Here is an 18,987-nt window from a genome sequence, read left to right as displayed (position 1 = left end):
CGCCCTGCCGCTCGCCGTGGGTTTCAGCGTCCTCGAGGCGCTCGCGGTCCGCGCGCGGACGAGGACGGCTTGCCGGCGGACGGTTTGCGCCCGGAAGCCGAGGGCGCCCTCCCCGGGCCCGCCCGGAAGCCGGTGGGCTTGGCCGTGGCACCAAATCCGCGCCCCCCAGAGGGAGCCCCACGGCTCGACGGAGCAGCGGACTCACGCGGTCCGGCAGGAGCCGCTCGGCCCGACGGGGCAAAGGACCCACGCGGCCCGACAAGCGCCGCTCGGCCCGACGGGGCGAAGGACCCACGCGGCCCGGCAGGAGCCGCTCGGCCCGACGGAGCAAAGGACCCACGCGGCCCGGCAGGAGCCGGTCGGCCCGACGGGGCAAAGGACCCACGCGGCCCGGCAGGAGCCGCCCGGCCCGACGGGGCAAAGGACCCACGCGGCCCGGCAGGAGCCGCTCGGCCCGAGGGGGCAAAGGACCCACGCGGCCCGGCAGGAGCCGCCCGGCTGGTGGAGCGCCTGGGCTGGGGAGACGAGGCCCCCGGCCGGGCGACACCGTAGATCGGATCGCGGACCGCGACCTGGGTGCGGGCCGTGCGACGGCGGGGCCTGCCACCCGCGGGCAACGGCGCCTCCTCGGCGACCGCGCGCCTCAGACCGTTTAGCTCCTGGGTCGTGAGCGGGCGGAGCTCGCCGGGCTGCATGCCCTGCACCCCGACGCCGGCGTAGTCGCTGCGGAAGAGGCGCACCACCGGATGCCCCACGGCCTCGCAGAGCCGCTTCACGAGGTGATGACGCCCCTCGACGAGCACAAGCCGGATCCACGTGTTCCGCGGGGTCCGCTTCTCGAAGGTGGCCTCCAGGGCCCGCGCCATCCCGTCCTCGAGGCGAACTCCGTCGCGCATCTGCTGGAGGACCGCCTCGGCGGGCTCGCCCTTGACCTTGGCGAGGTAGGTGCGCTTTGCGCCCCAGCGAGGGTGGGTGAGCTTGTGTGCCAGCTCCCCGTCGTTGGTGAGGAGCAAGGTGCCCTCGGCGTCGTAGTCCAGCCGCCCAACGGGGTAGACCCGCGCCTTGGCCCGCCGGAGGAGATCGCCGACCGACGTGCGCCCCTCCGGGTCGGAGAGGGTCGTGACCACGCGCTCCGGCTTGTAGAGGACGAAGTGGACCAGGTCGTCCGGCTCTGCGATCACGGCCTTGTCGACCCGGATCACGTCCTTGGCCGGGTCGGCGCGGGTGCCGAGCTCCCGAATCGTCTCGCCGTTCACCTGGACCCGCCCGTCCAGGATCAGCTCCTCGGCCGCGCGCCGCGACGCGACACCCGCCCGCGACAAAATTTTCTGCAGCCGCTCTTCAGCCATCTCAATCCTCTTCTCTGCTCGCACCCGGGAGAGCGTTTCAGCAACGCCGTCTCCTGGCAGCGCGAAAGCGCGCCGTTCCTACAACAGGCTCGCGCGCTTGAAAACTACGTGGGCTCGTCCGCCGTTCCGCCGTCGGCGGCCTTGGGCGGCGCGAGGGTCTCGGCCACCTCGGTCGAACGCGCCTCCGCGTCGGCCATGGCCTGCTCCAGATCGGCCAGGGCGGCCTCGCTCTTGGCCACGCGCTCCTTCTCCGCCTCGAGGAACGCAGGGTCCGCCAGCTCGGCCACGATGCCCGGGATCTCCGCAACGGCCTCTTCGCCGAGCTCCTCCTGCACGATCTGCCGGCTCTCCTCGTTGAGCTCGTGGAACTCCCGAAGCGTCGGAAGGGAGCCGAGGTCCTTGATCTGGAAGAACTCCAGGAACTCCCGAGACGTTCCGTACAGGAGCGGTCTGCCGACCTCGTCCTTCTTCCCGAGGATCTTGAGGAGCTTCCAGTCGAGCAGGGCCTTGACCACCGCGCCGCAGTCGACGCCGCGGATCTCTTCGATCTCGGGCCGGGTGACGGGCTGGCGGTAGGCCACGATGGCCAGCGTCTCGAGGGCTGCGCGGGTGAGACGCCTCGGCTTGATCTGGAGGAAGCGCCGGACGAAGTCGGCCGACTCGGGAGCGGTACGGAGCTGCCAGCCGCCCGAGACCTCGGAGAGGATCACGCCGGAGATCCCCTCCCGCAGCGTGCCGGCGAGGGCCTCGAGGCTCTCGCGGATCCGCCGCGGTTCCAGGCCGGTGGCGGCTCGGAGCTGCTCGACCGCCATGGGCTTGTCTGAAACGAAGAGGAGCGAGTGGATCGCGTTCCGCGCCTGATCGTCGCTGAGCCTGCGGGCCTTGGCGGCGAGCTTCTCCAGGGAGCCGCCGTCGTCCTCGACCTCCTCGATGTCCGCTGGCGCGAGCTCGCCGTCCGGATCGGCCTCCTCCTCCACCTGCGCGAGCGCCTGCTCCTCCGGCGTGGCCTCCCCCTCTGAGCTGGCCAGCGCCTCTGCGATCTCGTTCGCGTCGAGGCCTTCGACGGGCTCGATTCCTTCGATTCCTTCGAGGCCCTCGAGGCCGCCGAGACCCTCGGCGAGGCGATCGGCCTCGGCGAAGAGGCGCTCCGCCTCGGCCTCGAGCTCCGCAGGGGTCGCCAGCTCGTCCTGGGATTCCTCGGGGACGGCCTGGGCCTTTCCCGCCGCCGACGCGTCGGCTTCGACGTCCGCGAGCAGGCTCTCGGCGAGCTCGGCCGCCGCTGCCGCCTCGGCGGCCGCGTCCACCACGGCGGCGGCGTCCTCGTCGGTGTAGGGCGCGGCGGCCGGCTGATCGACGGGCTCGACGCCTGGCTCGACACCGGGATCGCCCAGGAGGGACTCGTCCCGCACCTTCCGCGTGGTTCGATCGTCGATCAAGGCAGGGCCTCCCCTCTCGTGCCCGGTGGACACTTCCGCGGTCTCTCGTCCGCGGGCCCGGTGACCTCCGGGCGTCTCGATGGTTCGCCGGTGGAAACTACCAGAGGCCGGAGGCGTCTGGCGCCGATTCTCGGCCGACTCTCCGAGCGCGGGGGACCTCTACCGGAAGTCGTCGCGGACGTCGATCCCCTCGTCGCCCAGGGCGCCGGTCCGGACGATCGCGATGTCGCCTTCGCGATCCTCCTGGATCACGCGGACGAGCTTGAGCCGGACCATCTCGAGGAGGCCGAGGAAGGTGGCGATCACCTGGTGCCGCTCGGTCATCCCGTCGAAGAGCTCGAAGAACTGGATCTGCTCCCGGTCGCGAAGAAGATCGGCCAGCCGACCGATTGCGTCGCCGATCGAGACCCGCTCCAGCGTGACCTGGTGCTGCTTCTCGGGCTTGAGGTTCTTCAGCACCCGGTCGAGGGCCTCGATCAGCTTGATGACCGAGACCTCGCGCAGGCCCAGCTCGCCCTCCGGAACCTCCACCGCCTCCGGCCTGACCTGTCGGGTGAAGACGTTCCGGCCCAGGAGATCCTGCCGGGCCAGGTCCTCGGCGGCGGCGCGGTACTTCTGGTACTCGAGGAGCCGCCTCACCAGATCGGCCCTCGGATCGCCAGGATCCTCCTCGCCCTCCTCCGTCGGAGTCTCGGGCTTCGGGAGCAGGAGCCGGCTCTTGATGTGCGCGAGGGTCGCCGCCATCACGAGGAACTCCCCGGCGATGTCCAGGTTGAGCTCCCGCATCTGGGTCAGATACTTGAGGTACTCCTCGGTGACGAACGCGATGGGGATGTCGAAGACGTCGAGCTTGTGCTCCCGGATCAGGTGGAGCAGGAGGTCGAGCGGCCCCTCGAAGCTGGGGAGCTTCAGGGTGAAGGCGCGGGACGCGGCGACGAACTCCGCAGACGGATCGGCCCCGTCCACCGCGTTCGCAGCGGCCTTGGCCCCTCTTCCGCGCTTTGGAGCGACTGCCTCTTCCACGACGCCCTCGTGCTAGCCCGCTACCAGCGCGGTGAGCCGCCAGAGCCATCCGTGGAGGATCCCCATCGGCCAGTGGATGAGGCCGCGACCGAAGAAGATCACCCCCATGAGCAGCATGGGAGCGTACGGGAAAACGCGCTCGTAGGCCATGGACAAGCGCCGGGGCAGGAGGCCGCGCAGCACGTGGCTGCCGTCGAGAGGGGGCACGGGGAGGAGGTTGAAGACCGCCAGAGCGATGTTCAGGCCGAAGAGCGACTGGAGCAGGAAGACCACCGGCTCGTTCACCCAGTCGAAGCGGACCAGGAGGCCCAGGCCTATGGCAGCGCCGAGGGCGATCGCGAGGTTGGAGGCGGGGCCGGCCGCGGAGACGAGGACGTCGCCGGTCCGCATCGTGACCTTCCGCGTGAACTGGAGCGGGTTCACCGGAACCGGCTTCGCCCACGCGAACATCACCGTCCCCGTGGACAGGAGCTGGATCATCGGCAGCAGGACCGTGCCGAACGGGTCGATGTGGGCGATCGGGTTCAGGGTGAGCCGGCCCATCCGCGCCGCCGTATCGTCGCCGAGGGCGTTCGCGGAGGCGGCGTGGGCCCACTCGTGCACGGTGAGCGAGAGGAGCACCGGCACGAACCAGATGATCGCGCTTTGAAGGAGATGGTCCACGGTGGAGGAGAACCGGCGGCGGGACGTCGATCGTCCCTCTGGCCGGGCGGCATGCCTACCAAGGGGATAGGCGGTCGTCAAACGGCCATGAGCGTATGAAGAATTCGGTCCCGCAGAAGCGGGCCCGAATTCTTCAGCCGCGCTTCGCGCGAACGCACTTTTTCCGTTGCTCCGCCTTCGGCTCCGCAAGAGCGAAAGAACGGGCATCAGGGCGGGAGGAAGTCCAGGGGCTCCATGGGCGTGGTCCCCCGGCGGACCTCGAAGTGACAATGAGGCCCGCTGGCGCGCCCGGTTCGCCCCACCTTTCCGATGGGCTGGCCGCGGCGGACCTTCATCCCGTCCCGGACGAGGTTCTCGCGGTTGTGCGCGTAGATGGTCACGAGACCGTCCTCGTGTCGGAGGATCACGAGCCGCCCGTAACCGCGCTGCACGCCTGCGTAGATCACGTCGCCGTCCGCCGCCGCGAGGATCGCCGTCCCCTCCGGCGCTGCGATGTCGATACCGTCGTGGCGGGTGGCGCCCCGCTTGCCGAAGCGGCTGAAGAGCACGCCCTTCACGGGCCAATCCAGGAGAGGGGTCCCGGAGAGCGGAGGCTGCTTCGAAATGGTCTGGCGCCCCTGGGGCGACCTGGACTCCGCGGATGCGGTGGAAGCGGCCGACTCCGACGGGGCGCCCTTGCGGTCCTTCGCGGGGAGCCGCAGCTCCCGCCCCACGGAGAGGCTCCTGGGGTCGCTGATCTCGTTGAGATCGGCGAGCTCATCCATGTCCACGCCGTAGCGGAGGGCGATCCGGTAGAGGTTCTCGCCGGGGGCGACCACGTGGACGGGGCCTCGCTCGGCGTGGCCGCCTCCCTCGTCGAGATCGATCGGCGCCGGCGGTTCCGTTGCCTCCGGGGTCTCGCCCTGGCGCCAGGATGCACGGGGAGCGGCACAACCCGCGACGAGCGCGAGCAGCAGGAGGAGTGGACCGATCCTGGGAGGCAGATCTCCCACCATGGCCGCCGACCTTGGCCGGACGGGGCGGATGCGTCAAGAAATCAAATCCAGGAGCCTCTGGACTAATTCGGGACGAAGGACGTTGGGAGACCCCGAAAAGGCGAAGGGCCGGCGCCTCTTTCGAGAACGCCGGCCCTTCGTTGGTCGGGGCGACTGGATTTGAACCAGCGACCACTTGCACCCCAAGCAAGTGCGCTACCAGGCTGCGCCACGCCCCGACAACTGGGGTGTTTGCGACGAGCGCTCTTGTAGAGAACCACTCGGTCGGCGTCAAGCGAAGAAGACGCCCGAATCGTACGAGCCCGGCCAATCTCGCCGGGCGGAGCTAGTCGTCCGCGCGAGCCGCCACGTCGCCTGCCGCTTCGAGGCCGGCGTTCAACGCGGCCTTCAGCACCTGCGAGGGGCGAAAGGTCAGCACCCGGCGCGCAGAGATCTCGATCTCCTCGCCGGTCTGGGGGTTGCGACCGAGGCGGGCCTTCTTCTCGCGGACAATGAAGTTCCCGAAGCCGGAGATCTTGATCTTCTCCCCCCGCTCCAGGGTCTCCTTCACCGTGTCGAAGACGAGCTCGACGATCTCTGCGGACTCCTTCTTGGAGAAGCCCACCTTCTCGTAGATCCCCTCGATGATCTCGGCCTTCGTCATGGCGTGCGCACGGCTCCCCGGTTGAACGAGCTCGATTTCTCGGTCACGAGAAGGGGCGAGGTTCGCGCACGAAACGGCCGCCTGTCAAGGGAGCGTGCGGTCTTTCCTCAAAGGATGCGCCTGCTTACAGCGCCCCCTCCCCTCCGCCGCTGCCCGCCGAGCCACCCGAATCCGGGTGGAAGAGGCGCTCGAACGCGTCCCAGCGGGTGCGCTCGACCGGAGTCTCCTCGCTGGGCCGGAAGGCCAGGAAGAGGTAGGTGAACACGGCCCCGAGCACGAGCCCGTAGACCGCGATCCCCATTGCGAGGCCGATCCTCGCGCGGCGCCTCGTGTGGTACGCGCGCGCGAGCCCCACAGCGGAGAGCGCGAGGCCCAGCCACGGGACCCAGGAGAGGACGAGACCGACGCCGGCGACCGAGAGCGCCAGGCGGTCCATCGGCTTGCGAACCTCGCTCACGTCCCCCTCCCGTCCTCCCGGACGATGTCAGGCGCGGAGCTGCGCGCCGACCTCCCGCTCGAGAGCCGCGACCAGGCTCTGGTGGACCCGGTCGATCTCGTCGTCCCGCAGGGTCCGATCCTTGGCCCGGTAGCGGATCGCGAACGCCAGGTTCTTGCGCCCAGGGCCGACCTGGGGCCCCTCGTAGACGTCGAATAGCTCGACCCCTTCCACCAATCCCTCGCCGGCCGGCCCGAGGAGCACCCCGCGGAGCCGCTCCGCAGGGAGGTCCGAGGGGACCACGGCCGCCAGATCCCGCAGCACGGCGGGGAAGCGGGGCACGCCCTCGTAGTGCGGAAGGAGGTGCGCCGCGTGGACGAGGTTGCCCATCGAGAGCTCGAAAACGAAGACCCCTCTGGGGAGCCCGAAGGCCTCCGCGACGGTGGGGTGGAGCTCGCCGAGCTGACCGAGCACCCGCCCCTTCGCCGAGACGCGGCACGCGCTGCGCGGGTGGAGGCAAGGCGCGTCGCCGCGCTCCCAGGTGGGCTCGATGCCGAGGGAGGCGAGCATCGCCTCCAAGACTCCCTTGGCGTCGTAGAAGTCCACGGGCTCGGGCTTCGCCGCCCACGAGCCGCCGGCGCGAGAGCCGGCGATCACCCCGGCGACGTGCCACGACTCGTCCACCGGCTCGTGTACCGCAGGGGACGGACGGAAGACGCGGCCCTGCTCGTAGAGGCGCACGTCGGCCGCCTGGCGGTTGCGGTTGAAGGCGAGGTTCCGCAGGAGGCCCGCGAGGAGCGTGGGCCGCATCGCGCTCAGGTTCACGGTGAGCGGGTTGCGGATCGGCAGCAGCGCCGCCTCGCCGAGGTGGGCGAAGTCCTCGGGATCGCCGAACGAGAGGTTGATCACCTCGTCGAGGCCGCAGCCGGACATCGCGGCGCGCACCCGGGCGAGGACCTGCTCGTCGAGCGACGGGACCGCGGGCCGGGCCGACGCGCTAGGAACGGCGGGGGGGATCGAGTCGTAGCCCCGGATCCGCGCGATCTCCTCGACGAGATCCGCCTCCCGGGAGACGTCGGTGCGGAAGCTCGGCACGCCGAAGTTGGCCCCTTCTTCGGTCTCCTCACTCGGCGTGAAGCCGAGCGACACCAGGATCCGACGGGAGTCGCGGGCCTCGACCTCGGCGCCGAGGAGCGCGCCCACTCGCGAGTACCGGAGCGCCACGGACGAAGGCTGGCGGGGGGTCGGCCTCACGTCGACGGCGCCCTTGCGGATCTCGCAGCCGGTGAGCTCGCCCAGGAGGTGGGCCGCGCGATCCAGGGCGTAGGCCACCGCCTCGGGATCGGCTCCGCGCTCGAAGCGGTGCGACGACTCCGTGTGAAGTCCGTGGCGCTTGGAGCTCCGCCGGATCCCGGCCGGATCGAAGTACGCGCTCTCGAGGAGGACCCGCGTGGTCCCCTCCCCGACCTCGGCGTCCGCGCCGCCCATCACGCCCGCGAGCACGAGGGCCCGCTCCGCGTCGGCGATGACCAGGTCGTCGGGATCGAGGGTGCGCTCCTTGCCGTCGAGGGTCACGAGCTTCTCGCCGGCGTGCGCGCCGCGGACGACGATCCGGCTTCCCCGCACCCGATCGAGATCGAAGGCGTGGAGGGGGTGACCGGTCTCGAGGAGCACGTAGTTCGTGACGTCGATCACGTTGCCGAGAGAGCGGACGCCGCAGGTCTCGAGGCGCGCGCGCAACCACCGGGGCGACGGACCGAAGCGCACGCCCTCGGCCACGCGGGCGGCGTAGCGGCCGCAGCGATCGGGGCGCTCGATGCCGATGGAGACGAGGCTCGACGCGTCGGCGCCGGACTCACGAACCGCCACCGGCTGCGCGACGAGGCGGGTGCCGGTGAGGGCGACGACCTCGCGGGCGACGCCCAGGTGCGAGAGCCAGTCCGGGCGGTTCGGGGTGGCGTTGAGCTCGAGGGCCACGTCGTCCAGGCCGAGGGCCTTGGCGATGGGCGTTCCCACCGCGAGGGCGTCGTCGAGGAGCATGAGCCCCGATGCGTCCTCGTCGAGGGCGAGCTCCTTGGCGGAGCAGAGCATCCCCGCGGAGTCGACGCCGCGGAGCTTGCGCGGCTCGATCCGGAGGCCGCCCGGGAGCACGGCGCCGACCAGGGCCGTCGGGACCTTCGCCCCCACGCCGTAGTTGGCGGCACCGCAGACGATGGAGAGGTGATCGCCTCCGCCGACGTCCACCCGGCAGAGGTTCAGCTTGTCGGAGCCTGCAACCGGCTCCTTGGAGAGGACCTGGCCTACGACGACCTGCGAGAGTCCCTCGCCCTGTCGCTCCAGCCCCTCCACCTCGAGGCCTGCGTGGGTGAGCTTATCGGCGAGCTCGGAGACGTCGGGGAGCTCTTCAACCAGATCGGCAAGCCACTTGTACGAGATTCGCATGAGCTCTTTTTCCGGTCAGAACTGGGCGAGGAAGCGGACGTCGTTTTCGAAGAGCAGGCGCAGGTCGTCGATGCCGTAGCGCAGCATCGCGATCCGCTCGACGCCCATGCCGAAGGCGAAGCCGGAGACCGTCCGCGGGTCGTAGCCGACGCTCTCGAAGACCTTCGGGTGGACCATTCCGGCGCCGAGGACCTCGAGCCAGCCCGTGGCCTTGCAGACCCTGCAGGGATCGCCGCCGTGGGGCGGAACGGCGGGCTCACCCACCGACCGCGAGGGCCGGAGCGGATCCGGCGCCGGGACGGCGAGGTGCAGGTCGTGCGTGCCGCGCGCGCGTCCGGTCCCCCCGCAGATCACGCAGGAGATGTCGACCTCAGCGGAGGGCTCGGTGAAGGGGAAGAAGCTAGGGCGGAAGCGGGTGCGGACCTCGCGGCCGAAGAAGGTGCGGACCAGTTCGTCGAGGGTCCCCTTCAGCTCGGCGAAGGTCACGCCGCGAGCGACGTAGAGGCCTTCGATCTGGTGGAACATCGGCGAGTGCGTCTGGTCGCTGTCGCAGCGATACACCCTGCCGGGCGCGATGATCCGGATGGGCGGCTGCTTCTCGAGCATCGTCCGCACCTGGACCGGCGAGGTATGGGTCCGGAGCAGGAGCTCACCCGGCGGCACGGAGCCGGGCGGCAGGACGCCGTCGTCCACGAAGAAGGTGTCCTGCATGTCCCGCGCAGGATGGTTCTTCGGGAAGTTCAGCGCCTCGAAGTTGTAGTAGTCGAGCTCGACCTCCGGCCCGCTCGCCACCGAGAAGCCCATCCGCCCGAGGATCGAGACGAGGTCCTCCATCGTCTGCGAGAGCGGATGCCGCCTCCCCTGCCGAACCGGCCGCCCCGGGAGCGTCACGTCGAGGGGCGAACCCGATAGCTCGGCCTCGAGCTTCGCCGCGGCGAGGGCCTCGCTACGGTGGGTGAGAGCGCCTTCCACCGATTCGATCGCGGCGTTCACCGCCTCGCCGAAGGGCTTCTTCTGCTCGGGAGGGAGTTGGCCGATGTTCCTCCGGAGGAGGCTGATCCGGCCGCTCTTGCCCAGGTGCTCGACGCGGGCCGCTTCGAGAGCCTGCTCGTCCCCTGCTTCGTCAATCGCGCGGAGCGCAGCCGCCCGCGCCGCGTCGATCTCCGCCTGCTGCTCGCCGGAAAGCTCCATCGCGCTTCGGCTCCCGTCCCTCGCCCGCCGAGCGGGCGTCGAAAGAAAAAGGGCGGCCCCCGGTCTCCCGAAGGTCGCCCAAAGTCCAGAAAGCTGCTCTCGACTTACGCCCGGGCGACCGCAGCCACGGCGGCAAAGCCCTGGGGATCGAAGAGCGCGAGGTCGGCGAGGACCTTGCGGTCCAGCGCGCAGCCGGCCTTGGCGAGGCCCGCGATCAGCTTCGAGTAGCTGACGCCGTTCAGGCGCGCGGCGGCGTTGATACGCACGATCCAGAGGCGGCGGAAGTCGCGGCGCTTCTGGCGGCGGTCGCGCGTCGCGTAGTCCATCGCGCGCTCGACGGCCTCGTTCGCGCGGCGGTAGCAATTCTTGCGGCGGCCACGGAATCCCTTGGCCAGCTTGAGGACGCGATTACGGCGGCGGCGCGCCTTGAAACCCTTCTTCACTCTCATGTGCTGCTCCTGTCGGCGCTCTCTTCGAGCGCCTCACCGTGCCGGCATGGCCCACGGGCCTCCGTCACGAGGGACCTGGCGAATTCGCCCCGGTCCGCTTGTTGGGGGAACCTTCCCTTACGCTCCGTAGGGGAAGAGCTCCTTGATCACCTTCTTCGCGTCCTGGGGGACCAGCGTCGAGGTGCCGCGGTTGTGGCGCTTCTGCTTCGGCGACTTGTTCGTGAAGTTGTGCCGGGCGTTGGCCTTGCGGAACTTCACGGTCCCCTTCTTGTTGACGTGGAAGCGCTTCTTGGCGCCGCTATTGGTCTTGAGCTTCGGCATGACTCGTCCTCGCGGTGACTGCTTTGAAATGTGGTCGGCTCAGGGCTCTTCTGCCCGGGCCTCCGTCGGCGGCGCCTCGACCGGCGCCTCGACCGGAGCCTCGACCGGAGCCTCGACCTGCGCCCCTGCCGGGGCCTCGGCCCTCGGAGCCGGCTTCTCGCCGGCGGCGGCAGGCTTCTCGGTCTGACGGACCTGCTCGCGGAGCTGCGCCTTGTACTTCGGGTTGGGCGCCAGGATCATGAACATCTGGCGGCCTTCCTGACGAGGCGCCTGCTCGATCACGCCCACTTCCTTCACGTCCTCGGCCACTTCCTGCAGCAGCTTCTGGCCGATCTCCTTGTGGGTGATCTCACGGCCGCGGAACATGATGGTCACGCGGGCCTTGTTGCCCTCTTCGAGGAAGCGGCGGACGTTCTTCACCTTGAAGTCGTAGTCGTGCTCGTCCGTCTTGGGGCGGAGCTTAACCTCCTTGAGCTGGACGACGACCTGCTTCTTCTTGGCTTCCGAGGCCTTCTTCTTCGCCTCGTACTTGAACTTGCCGTAGTCCATGATCTTGCAGACTGGCGGCCGCGCCATGGGCGAGATCTCGACGAGGTCGAGATTGTCCTCGGCTGCGCGCTGCAGCGCCGCTTCGATCGGAAGGACTCCGAGCTGAGCTCCATCCGCACCGATCAAGCGCACTTCGCGCGCCCTGATCCTGCGATTCGTCCGTGCGTCCCGAATGGGTGTAACCTCCTAAAGTCGCGAGTCGGATGACCCGCTGGGTCCGCTGCGAGGCGGGGAGAATATGCAACGCGCGTCGGCTGTCAACCTGCCTTCGCGTTCGACCCGCTCTCCGCCTTCCGATTCTCGTCGAGGAGGAAGGGGATCCGCCCCTCCTCCTTCAGCCTCTGGATGAAGGCGTCGACCGGGTGGAACTCCAGGTTCTCGCCGCCGAGGCGCCTCGGCGAGATCCCCTGCTTCTCCACCTCCTGATCGCCGACCACGAGGGCGTAGGGGATCTTCTCGAGCTGGGCGTCGCGGATCTTCGCGCCGAGCTTCTCGCTCCGCTCGTCGAGCTCCACCCGGAGCCCGGCCTCGCGCATCCGCTCCCACACCTGCCGCGCCCAGGGGAGCTGGCGATCGCTGACGGTGACGATCCGGGCCTGGACCGGTGCGAGCCAGGCGGGGAAGGCCCCGGCGAAGTGCTCGATGCAGATCGCGATGAAACGCTCGAAGGAGCCGAAGATCGCGCGGTGGATCACCACCGGCCGATGCGGCTGGTTGTCCTCGCCCACGAAGGTGAGGTCGAAGCGCTCGGGCGCCAGGTAGTCGAGCTGGATCGTGCCGAGCTGCCACTTGCGGCCGATCGAGTCGGAGACGACGAAGTCGATCTTCGGGCCGTAGAAGGCGCCGTCGCCCTCGTTCACCCGGTACGGCAGGCCCATGACCTCGAGGGCGTTGCGCAGGCCGGCCTCGGCCCGATCCCACGTCGCGTCGTCGCCGAGGCGCTCCGCCGGGCGGGTGGAGAGCATCGCCTCGTACGTCAGGCCGAAGGCGTCGTAGCAGCGGTCGAGGAGGTTCACGAGCCGCACGACCTCGTCGGTGATCTGCGACTCCGCGAGGTAGATGTGGGCGTCGTCCTGCTGGAACTGGCGGACGCGGGTCAGGCCGCCGAGGCTGCCGGAGGGCTCGTTGCGGTGGAGCACGTCCTGCGTGTGGAAGCGCAGGGGGAGCTCCCGGTACGAGTGCCGCTTCATCCCGAAGAAGAGATGGTGCGACGGGCAGTTCATCGGCTTCAGAGACATGTCGTGCTCGCCCGTCTCGGAATCGAGCACCAGGAACATGTTCTCCTTGTACTTGCCCCAGTGGCCAGAGGTCTCCCAGAGGCCCTTGTTGTACAGGAGCGGCGTCTTGATCTCCTGGTAACCGTTGCGGATCACCAGGGTGCGCATCGCCTCGCCGAGCAGGCGGAAAATCGTCGTCCCCTTGTCCGTCCAGAATGCGGCGCCGGGCGCGAACGGATGGAAGGCGAAGAGGTCGAGCTCGCGGCCGAGCTTGCGGTGGTCGCGCTTCTTCGCCTCCTCGAGGCGCACGAGGTACTCGTCGAGCTCCTTCTTGTTGCGCCAGGAGGTCCCGTAGATCCGCTGGAGCTGCGGCTTGGTCGAGTCGCCGCGCCAGTACGCGCCCGCGACGCTCATGAGCTTGATCGCGGGGGCCTTGCCCGTCGAGGGCAGGTGCGGGCCGCGGCAGAGATCGGTCCAGCCGGCGTGACGGTAGAGGCCCACCGTCGTCTCGCCCTTGGCCTTGAGGTCCTCGATGATCTCGACCTTGAACTTCTCCCCCATCTCGAGGAAGAGCGCGATCGCGTCGTCGATCGGGACGTCGGTCCGCTCGAAGGGCGAGTCCTCGGCGACGATCTTCGCGATCTCCGCCTCGAACTTCTCGAGGTCCTCCGGCGTGAAGCCGCGGGGGAAGAAGAAGTCGTAGTAGAAGCCGTCCTCGATCACCGGGCCGATGGTGACCTCGGCGTCGGGATGGATCCGCTGGACGGCGGACGCGACGATGTGCGCGGAGGAGTGGCGGATCACCTCGAGGCCCTCGTCGGACTTGGCGGTGATCACCTCGAGGCGGGCGTCGTCTTCGATCTTGCGCGTGAGGTCGACCGGTCGGCCGTCGAGCTTCGCGGCCAGGGCGGCCTTGGCGAGGCCGGGGCCGATCGCCTCGCGGACGAAGTCGGCAACGGTGGTCCCACGCGCCGCGGTCTTCACCGAGCCATCGGGGAGCGTCACCTGCACCGAGCCGACCATTTTCGACCTCCGAGCCACAAAAGAGTGCGCGGGGTCATCGTAACCGACGACCCCGCGCATTACCTACTGAATGGTAGGCCCGGCTGGACTCGAACCAGTGACCCCCACCGTGTCAAGGTGGTGCTCTACCAACTGAGCTACGGGCCTGCAAGGCGAGGCGGTTTGTAAGGAATCTCGCCCTCGGGTTCAAGTGGAAAATGACGGCGCGTGCGAATTCATCTCCCGCGCTGTCCCGTGGGCCTCCGCAGGACGAGCGCGCGCCAGCGGATCCCGTATTGCGCCGACGCGACCACGAGGCACTCGGCGGCCACCACCGCCACCGCCATCAGGTAGGGGAAGATCGCGGTCCCGTGGGCAGTCGAGCGGGCGACCAGGCCGAGGGTGATGGCCGCCATCAGGAAGAACGTGGCGTACTTGGAGATCCGCGTAGGCTCCGGGCGGATCGCGCGGCGGCGGAGCTTCGAGGTGAGCCCCGTGCCGAAGACGACTCCGTCCCGGAGGAGCGCCGCGACCAGCAGCCAGATCGGGAGCGACTCGGCGGACACCAGGAGCACGAGCGCCGTGAGGGCGAGGAACTTGTCGGCGATGGGGTCGAGGATCGCGCCCAGCTCCGTGCGCTGATCGAGGACACGGGCGACGAGGCCGTCTAGCCCGTCGGAGACCGCCGCGACCACGAAGGCCGCGAGGGCGGCGACCGGCCGGCCCGACAGGAGGAGCCAGGCGAAGATCGGGACGAGGGCGATCCTCGCCAGGGTGATCGAGTTGGGGAGGTTCACCTACCCCAAGCGTATCAGAGCTTGGCGGTAGGGTTGCGGACGGGCCCCTGGGCGAACCGACCGCTCTCGAACAGGCAACCAGCTCAGAGCGTGTGAAGAAATCGGTCCCGCACGAGCGGGCCCGGCTTCTTCAGCCGCGCTTCGCGCGATCGCGCCTTTCCTTGGCTCAGCCTTCGGCTTCGCGTGCGCGGAAACGCTCTTTTTTTCGTCAGCTCCGCCTTCGGCTTCGCGAGAGCTTGTGAATTCTTCACAAGCTCTCAGGCGTTTCCGGCGACCCGGGAGACGTAGACCTCGATCATGCGGCGGTAGCGGTGGGCCATGTGGGTGAAGCGGATCGCGGTGCCCTCCGCCCGGCCGCCGATGCGGGAGTCCTCGCGAACCACCTCCCCCGCCGCGTTGATCACTTCCTCGCTCCCCGGGAGCTGGAACTCGAGGCCCACGGCGCGGGTCGCGCTCCGGGGCTCGAGGATCTTCGACACCCAGATGCCGTCGGTGGAGATGTCCGTCGCCCGGGCGAGGTGTCGAGCCTCGTCGATGATCTTGTTGAGGTAGATGTCGATGGGGGCTCGCTCGGTCTTGCGCTGCTCGGCCATGGGTTCGTCTCCGGCTGGGCCAATGTAATCCATCGGCCTACATGCGAAGCACGCTACCGGAGCTGAACGCGACGTCGACTTTCCGTCCGGGGGGGCGCTGTGGAAAACCCCGCCGTCCCGAGCCGGTCCTGGACCGACTACGGCTCGCCCTCGTAGCCGGCCTCGCCGGGCAATGGCGGGCCCGCCTCCTTGCCGCGCTGGGGGTCGCGGACTCCCGACTCCCCCTGCCGATTCAGCGCGGTTCCGAGCTCCTCCGGGGTCCGTGCGGCGTAGGGCACGGTGCGCCGCAACCTCGCCTCCTCCTGCCGCGTGATGGCCAGCGACGGAGCTGGAGGCTTCTCGCGGGGAGGCGGCCGGATGGGCCGCCGAGCCCCTGGCAGGAGGCCGCGCTCGCGGTCGATGGGAGCTCCGCTCGCGGGACCCACCTCCTGCCCCTTCGATTCGCGGACCGAACGCGGGACGGGAAGCGCGCCCACGTCCTCCGAAACGCTTCGGGCACCCTCGAGATCGGGTGTCTCTGCATCGTTCTTCGGCCCTCCGGCCTTGCGCTCGTTTGCCACCGTCCGCCTCCGGAAACCTCGTTCACGCTGAAGCTAGCCATCACCGGAACGTGTCCACCAGAAAACGATGCTGATTTCATGGGGAGCGAAAAACCCTGGGAGTCTCGCTGGTTGCGAGAAGAGGAGACGAGGTAGGCGCGGATTCCCTTGACGAAACCGGTTCGAATTCACAAAATCCCCGGCGTCGCGGTCCTGGATTGACCGCCCCTCGCGCCAGGTTTCATGCGCGACAAGCCCACAACCAACCATTCCATCGAGGATTCTCGTGTCTATCGACCATTCCGCCGCAGCCCTCGCCGACGCGCTCCGCAACCTCGGTGAGAGCCTGGGCCGTGCTCTCGCCGACGGGATCTCCCGCGGCGTCCAGGAGGGGCTGGCGCAGTCCCTCGAGCTCGATCAGCTCGTCGACCGGGTGCCGGCCCGCGCGACCGGCGGCGCCCGCCCCGCAGCGGCGGCTGCCGCCCCGAGGCGCGGCGGTCGGCCTCGCGGTGAGGCCCGCGCATGCCGGGTCCACGGCTGCCCCGATCCCGCGCGCTCCCGCGGCCTCTGCTCCCGCCACTACCAGCAGGAGCTGCGCCGGGAGAAGTCCGGCGGCCCCGAGCTGGATGACGCCGAGTCCGAGGTCGAGGCCGCATCGCAGATGCCCGTCGAGGCCCGCCCGCCGATGGTCCGGAAGCGGATCGAGACCGTAGGCGCGCCGGCCCCGTCTCCCGAGCAGGCGGTCACCGTGGACGCCGCGGCCAAGCTGCTCCAGGAGCACCTCCGCCGTGAAGAGGTGCAGCACCCGAGCGCGACCGAGGCCGCCAAGCGGATCTTCGGCTGATACGAAGCCGTCTCGACGCGGCTCCAGCGGGCTCTTGGCACATCGCCAAGGGCCCGCTCTCGTTTCGGGAGCCGGCTCGTGCGCCCTACGGGCGCTCCCACGGATGGTGTGAGAGGCCCACCCGGTTCCCGTCCGGGTCCCGGACGTAGAAGGTGAAGGCGGTCTCCCGGACCTTCGGGTGGCCTGCCCGGGCCAGCTTCGCCTCCCAGACCTCCCGCTCGCCCGCCGGGATCTCGAGGGCCAGCACGTAGAAGCCCGGAAGCGGATCGCTCCAGCCGTCGTTTTCTCCAGGCGATTCGCAGCGTTCGAGGGCGAGGAAGCCGTCGCCTCCGAGCCCGAGCCAGGTCGCACGAGGCGAGCCGTCCCCGGTGATCCAACGCTTCAAGACAGGGAGGCCGAGGAGGTCGGAGTAGAAGGCCTCCGCCCTGGCCAGGTCGTGGACCTGGATCGCCAGGTGGTGGAGTCGCAATGTTTCCATCTGAGGGGGTCCCGCTCGGAGGGTAGTCGGCCGTTCTTGCGGTGCGTCAATCCACGGAATATAACGCCCCGCCCTGCTCGTCTGGTAACGGACGACAGCCACTTTCAGAGGTCCTTCACGTGAATCGAGAGCAGCTCCGCAACATCGCCATTGTCGCGCACGTCGACCATGGGAAGACGACGATCGTCGACCACATGCTCCGGCAGGCGGGCACCTTCCGAGCCAACGAGCACGTCGCCGACCGGGTGATGGACTCCGGCGACCTCGAGCGCGAGAAGGGCATCACGATCCTCGCCAAGAACACCGCCGTCACCTACAAGGGGGTGAAGATCAACATCCTCGACACCCCGGGTCACGCGGACTTCGGCGGCGAGGTCGAGCGCGCCCTTCGGCTCGTGGACGGCGTGGTCCTCCTGGTCGACTCGGCCGAAGGGCCGCTCCCCCAGACGCGCTTCGTGCTGGGCAAGGCCCTGGGCCTCGGCCTCCCTGCGATGGTCGTGGTCAACAAGATCGACCGACAGGACGCCAGGCCGACCGAGGTGCTGGACGACGTCTACTCGCTCCTCATCGATCTCGGCGCAGACGAGAAGCTCCTCGAGTGCCCGGTGATCTACGCGATCGGCCGAGAGGGCAAGGCCACCACCGATCTCTCCGTTCCCGGCGAGACGCTGCAGCCGCTCTTCGACGCGATCCTCGCGAACATCCCGCCTCCGCCGCCGTCGACGGGCGAGCACCTGCAGATGCAGGTGAACAACCTCGACTACGACGAGTTCGTGGGCCGTCTGATCATCGGCCGCATCACGGCAGGGACCATCAAGCAGAACGCGATGGTCTCGGTCATCCGCGAGGACGGCAAGGTCGAGCAGGGCCGCGTGGTCAAGCTCTACGGCTTCGAAGGGCTGAAGCGCGTCGACATCGACGAGGCCGGCGCCGGCGAGGTCGTGATGATCGCGGGCATCGAGAACGTCTCGATCGGCGACACCATCGCGAGCCTCGAGCACCCCGTGGCGCTGCCGCGGCTGCACGTGGACGAGCCCACGATGTCGATGATCTTCCGGGTGAACGACGGCCCCTTCGCAGGCAAGGAAGGCAAGTACGTCACGAGCCGGAACCTCCGCGACCGCCTGGTCCGCGAGGCGTACCGGAACCCCGCGATCAAGGTCCTCGACACGGAGACCCCCGACGCCTTCCAGGTGATCGGCCGTGGCGAGCTCCAGCTCGCCGTGATCATCGAGACCATGCGCCGCGAGGGCTACGAGCTCACCGCCTCGAACCCGGTGCCGATCACCCGCGAGGAGAACGGCGACGTGATGGAGCCGATGGAGCAGCTCTACTGCGACGTGCCGGAGACGTCGGTCGGCGCGGTCACGGAGCGCCTCGGGCCCCGCAAGGGCCGGATGATCGACATGCAGCCCATGGGCTCCGGCCGCATGAGGCTGAAGTTCCGCATCCCGGCGCGAGGCCTGGTCGGCTTCCGCAACGAGTTCCTCACCGTCACCCGCGGTGAAGGGATCATGTCCCACGAGTTCGACGGCTGGGAGCCGTGGGCCGGCCCGATCCCCAAGCGGCAGAGCGGCTCCATCGTCGCCGACCGCGAGGGCGAGACGGTGGCGTACGCGCTCTTCTCCATCCAGGAGCGCGGCGGCCTCTTCTTCGGACCCGGCGTGGCGGTCTACAACGGCATGATCATCGGCGAGCACAATCACCCGAACGACCTCGAGGTGAACGTGAGCCGTGAGAAGAAGCTCACGAACATGCGCGCGGCGGGCCGGGACGAGAACATCATCCTCACCCCGCCCCGCGAGCTCACCCTCGAGAAGGCCCTCGAGTGGATCGCCGAGGACGAGCTGGTCGAGGTGACGCCCAAGAGCATCCGCGTCCGCAAGCGCGAGCTCGATCCCCACGCGCGCTACAAGGCCGAGCGCGATCGCAAGCGCAGCGCCTGAGCGACATGGTTGCGGCCCCGCCGTTTCTGCGGCGGGGTCCGCGCCCCCACCGAATCGAATCGCATCGCCCCCCC

Annotated in this window: 19 protein-coding genes and 2 tRNA genes; 2 read left to right on the top strand and 19 right to left on the bottom strand. The window is 69.3% G+C overall.

The features are described from left to right. Positions 1–23 precede the first annotated feature (23 nt). The 18 genes from AKJ08_RS04560 to AKJ08_RS04475 form a co-directional block, all read right to left on the bottom strand. Positions 24–1,349, bottom strand: coding sequence for a pseudouridine synthase (locus AKJ08_RS04560; protein ID WP_082342687.1), 1,326 nt, complete (start codon positions 1,347–1,349; stop codon positions 24–26). Between the two features lie 104 nt (positions 1,350–1,453). Then, a complete protein-coding gene (gene scpB / locus AKJ08_RS04555) occupies positions 1,454–2,785 on the bottom strand; it encodes an SMC-Scp complex subunit ScpB (RefSeq protein WP_050724980.1) in 1,332 nt (443 codons plus the stop codon). 159 nt (positions 2,786–2,944) lie between these two features. After that, positions 2,945–3,808 (bottom strand): segregation and condensation protein A, encoded by an 864-nt coding sequence (locus AKJ08_RS04550; protein WP_240475432.1) that lies wholly within the window; start codon positions 3,806–3,808, stop codon positions 2,945–2,947. A gap of 12 nt (positions 3,809–3,820) precedes the next feature. Next, the gene (locus AKJ08_RS04545) at positions 3,821–4,471 is read right to left on the bottom strand and encodes a site-2 protease family protein (protein ID WP_050724979.1); all 651 of its coding nucleotides are present in this window, start codon (positions 4,469–4,471) and stop codon (positions 3,821–3,823) included. A 206-nt stretch (positions 4,472–4,677) separates the two neighbouring features. Continuing rightward, complete coding sequence (locus AKJ08_RS04540; protein WP_050724978.1) at positions 4,678–5,466, bottom strand: peptidoglycan DD-metalloendopeptidase family protein; 789 nt, start codon at positions 5,464–5,466, stop codon at positions 4,678–4,680. 141 nt (positions 5,467–5,607) lie between these two features. Then, positions 5,608–5,684 (bottom strand) — tRNA-Pro (locus tag AKJ08_RS04535). Positions 5,685–5,791: 107 nt separating this feature from the next. After that, positions 5,792–6,109 (bottom strand): integration host factor subunit alpha, encoded by a 318-nt coding sequence (locus tag AKJ08_RS04530; RefSeq protein WP_050724977.1) that lies wholly within the window; start codon positions 6,107–6,109, stop codon positions 5,792–5,794. A gap of 124 nt (positions 6,110–6,233) precedes the next feature. Beyond that, positions 6,234–6,566 (bottom strand): hypothetical protein, encoded by a 333-nt coding sequence (locus tag AKJ08_RS04525; RefSeq protein WP_050724976.1) that lies wholly within the window; start codon positions 6,564–6,566, stop codon positions 6,234–6,236. A 27-nt stretch (positions 6,567–6,593) separates the two neighbouring features. Further along, the gene (pheT, locus tag AKJ08_RS04520; protein ID WP_050724975.1) at positions 6,594–8,987 is read right to left on the bottom strand and encodes a phenylalanine--tRNA ligase subunit beta; all 2,394 of its coding nucleotides are present in this window, start codon (positions 8,985–8,987) and stop codon (positions 6,594–6,596) included. Positions 8,988–9,002: 15 nt separating this feature from the next. Continuing rightward, positions 9,003–10,178: a phenylalanine--tRNA ligase subunit alpha gene (gene pheS, locus AKJ08_RS04515; RefSeq protein ID WP_050724974.1), complete on the bottom strand. Its 1,176-nt coding sequence runs from the start codon at positions 10,176–10,178 to the stop codon at positions 9,003–9,005. A gap of 104 nt (positions 10,179–10,282) precedes the next feature. Next, positions 10,283–10,627 (bottom strand): 50S ribosomal protein L20, encoded by a 345-nt coding sequence (gene rplT, locus AKJ08_RS04510; protein WP_050724973.1) that lies wholly within the window; start codon positions 10,625–10,627, stop codon positions 10,283–10,285. A gap of 117 nt (positions 10,628–10,744) precedes the next feature. Next, positions 10,745–10,948, bottom strand: a complete 204-nt coding sequence (gene rpmI / locus AKJ08_RS04505) for a 50S ribosomal protein L35 (protein ID WP_050724972.1) — start codon at positions 10,946–10,948, stop codon at positions 10,745–10,747. A gap of 39 nt (positions 10,949–10,987) precedes the next feature. Continuing rightward, a complete protein-coding gene (gene infC, locus AKJ08_RS04500; RefSeq protein WP_420806376.1) occupies positions 10,988–11,629 on the bottom strand; it encodes a translation initiation factor IF-3 in 642 nt (213 codons plus the stop codon). Between the two features lie 125 nt (positions 11,630–11,754). Next, positions 11,755–13,737 (bottom strand): threonine--tRNA ligase, encoded by a 1,983-nt coding sequence (gene thrS / locus AKJ08_RS04495; protein WP_050724970.1) that lies wholly within the window; start codon positions 13,735–13,737, stop codon positions 11,755–11,757. Positions 13,738–13,808: 71 nt separating this feature from the next. Continuing rightward, positions 13,809–13,884, bottom strand: a tRNA-Val gene (locus AKJ08_RS04490). Between the two features lie 68 nt (positions 13,885–13,952). Continuing rightward, complete coding sequence (locus AKJ08_RS04485; protein ID WP_050724969.1) at positions 13,953–14,513, bottom strand: CDP-alcohol phosphatidyltransferase family protein; 561 nt, start codon at positions 14,511–14,513, stop codon at positions 13,953–13,955. A 257-nt stretch (positions 14,514–14,770) separates the two neighbouring features. Continuing rightward, positions 14,771–15,106, bottom strand: a complete 336-nt coding sequence (locus tag AKJ08_RS04480) for a PilZ domain-containing protein (protein ID WP_050724968.1) — start codon at positions 15,104–15,106, stop codon at positions 14,771–14,773. A gap of 137 nt (positions 15,107–15,243) precedes the next feature. After that, a complete protein-coding gene (locus AKJ08_RS04475; protein ID WP_050724967.1) occupies positions 15,244–15,666 on the bottom strand; it encodes a hypothetical protein in 423 nt (140 codons plus the stop codon). A 265-nt stretch (positions 15,667–15,931) separates the two neighbouring features. On the opposite strand from AKJ08_RS04475, the gene AKJ08_RS04470 reads away from it, so the two are divergent. Further along, positions 15,932–16,489 (top strand): hypothetical protein, encoded by a 558-nt coding sequence (locus AKJ08_RS04470; protein WP_050724966.1) that lies wholly within the window; start codon positions 15,932–15,934, stop codon positions 16,487–16,489. An 85-nt stretch (positions 16,490–16,574) separates the two neighbouring features. On the opposite strand, the gene AKJ08_RS04465 is transcribed toward AKJ08_RS04470, so the two are convergent. Further along, positions 16,575–16,967, bottom strand: a complete 393-nt coding sequence (locus AKJ08_RS04465) for a VOC family protein (RefSeq protein ID WP_050724965.1) — start codon at positions 16,965–16,967, stop codon at positions 16,575–16,577. Positions 16,968–17,086: 119 nt separating this feature from the next. On the opposite strand from AKJ08_RS04465, the gene typA reads away from it, so the two are divergent. Continuing rightward, entirely contained in the window at positions 17,087–18,913 is a 1,827-nt protein-coding gene (gene typA / locus AKJ08_RS04460; protein WP_050724964.1) for a translational GTPase TypA, read from the top strand. The last annotated feature ends 74 nt before the right edge of the window (positions 18,914–18,987 follow it).

It is taken from the genome of Vulgatibacter incomptus, assembly GCF_001263175.1.
GTDB lineage: Bacteria > Myxococcota > Myxococcia > Myxococcales > Vulgatibacteraceae > Vulgatibacter > Vulgatibacter incomptus.
This window is presented reverse-complemented; position numbering and strand designations above follow the sequence as displayed.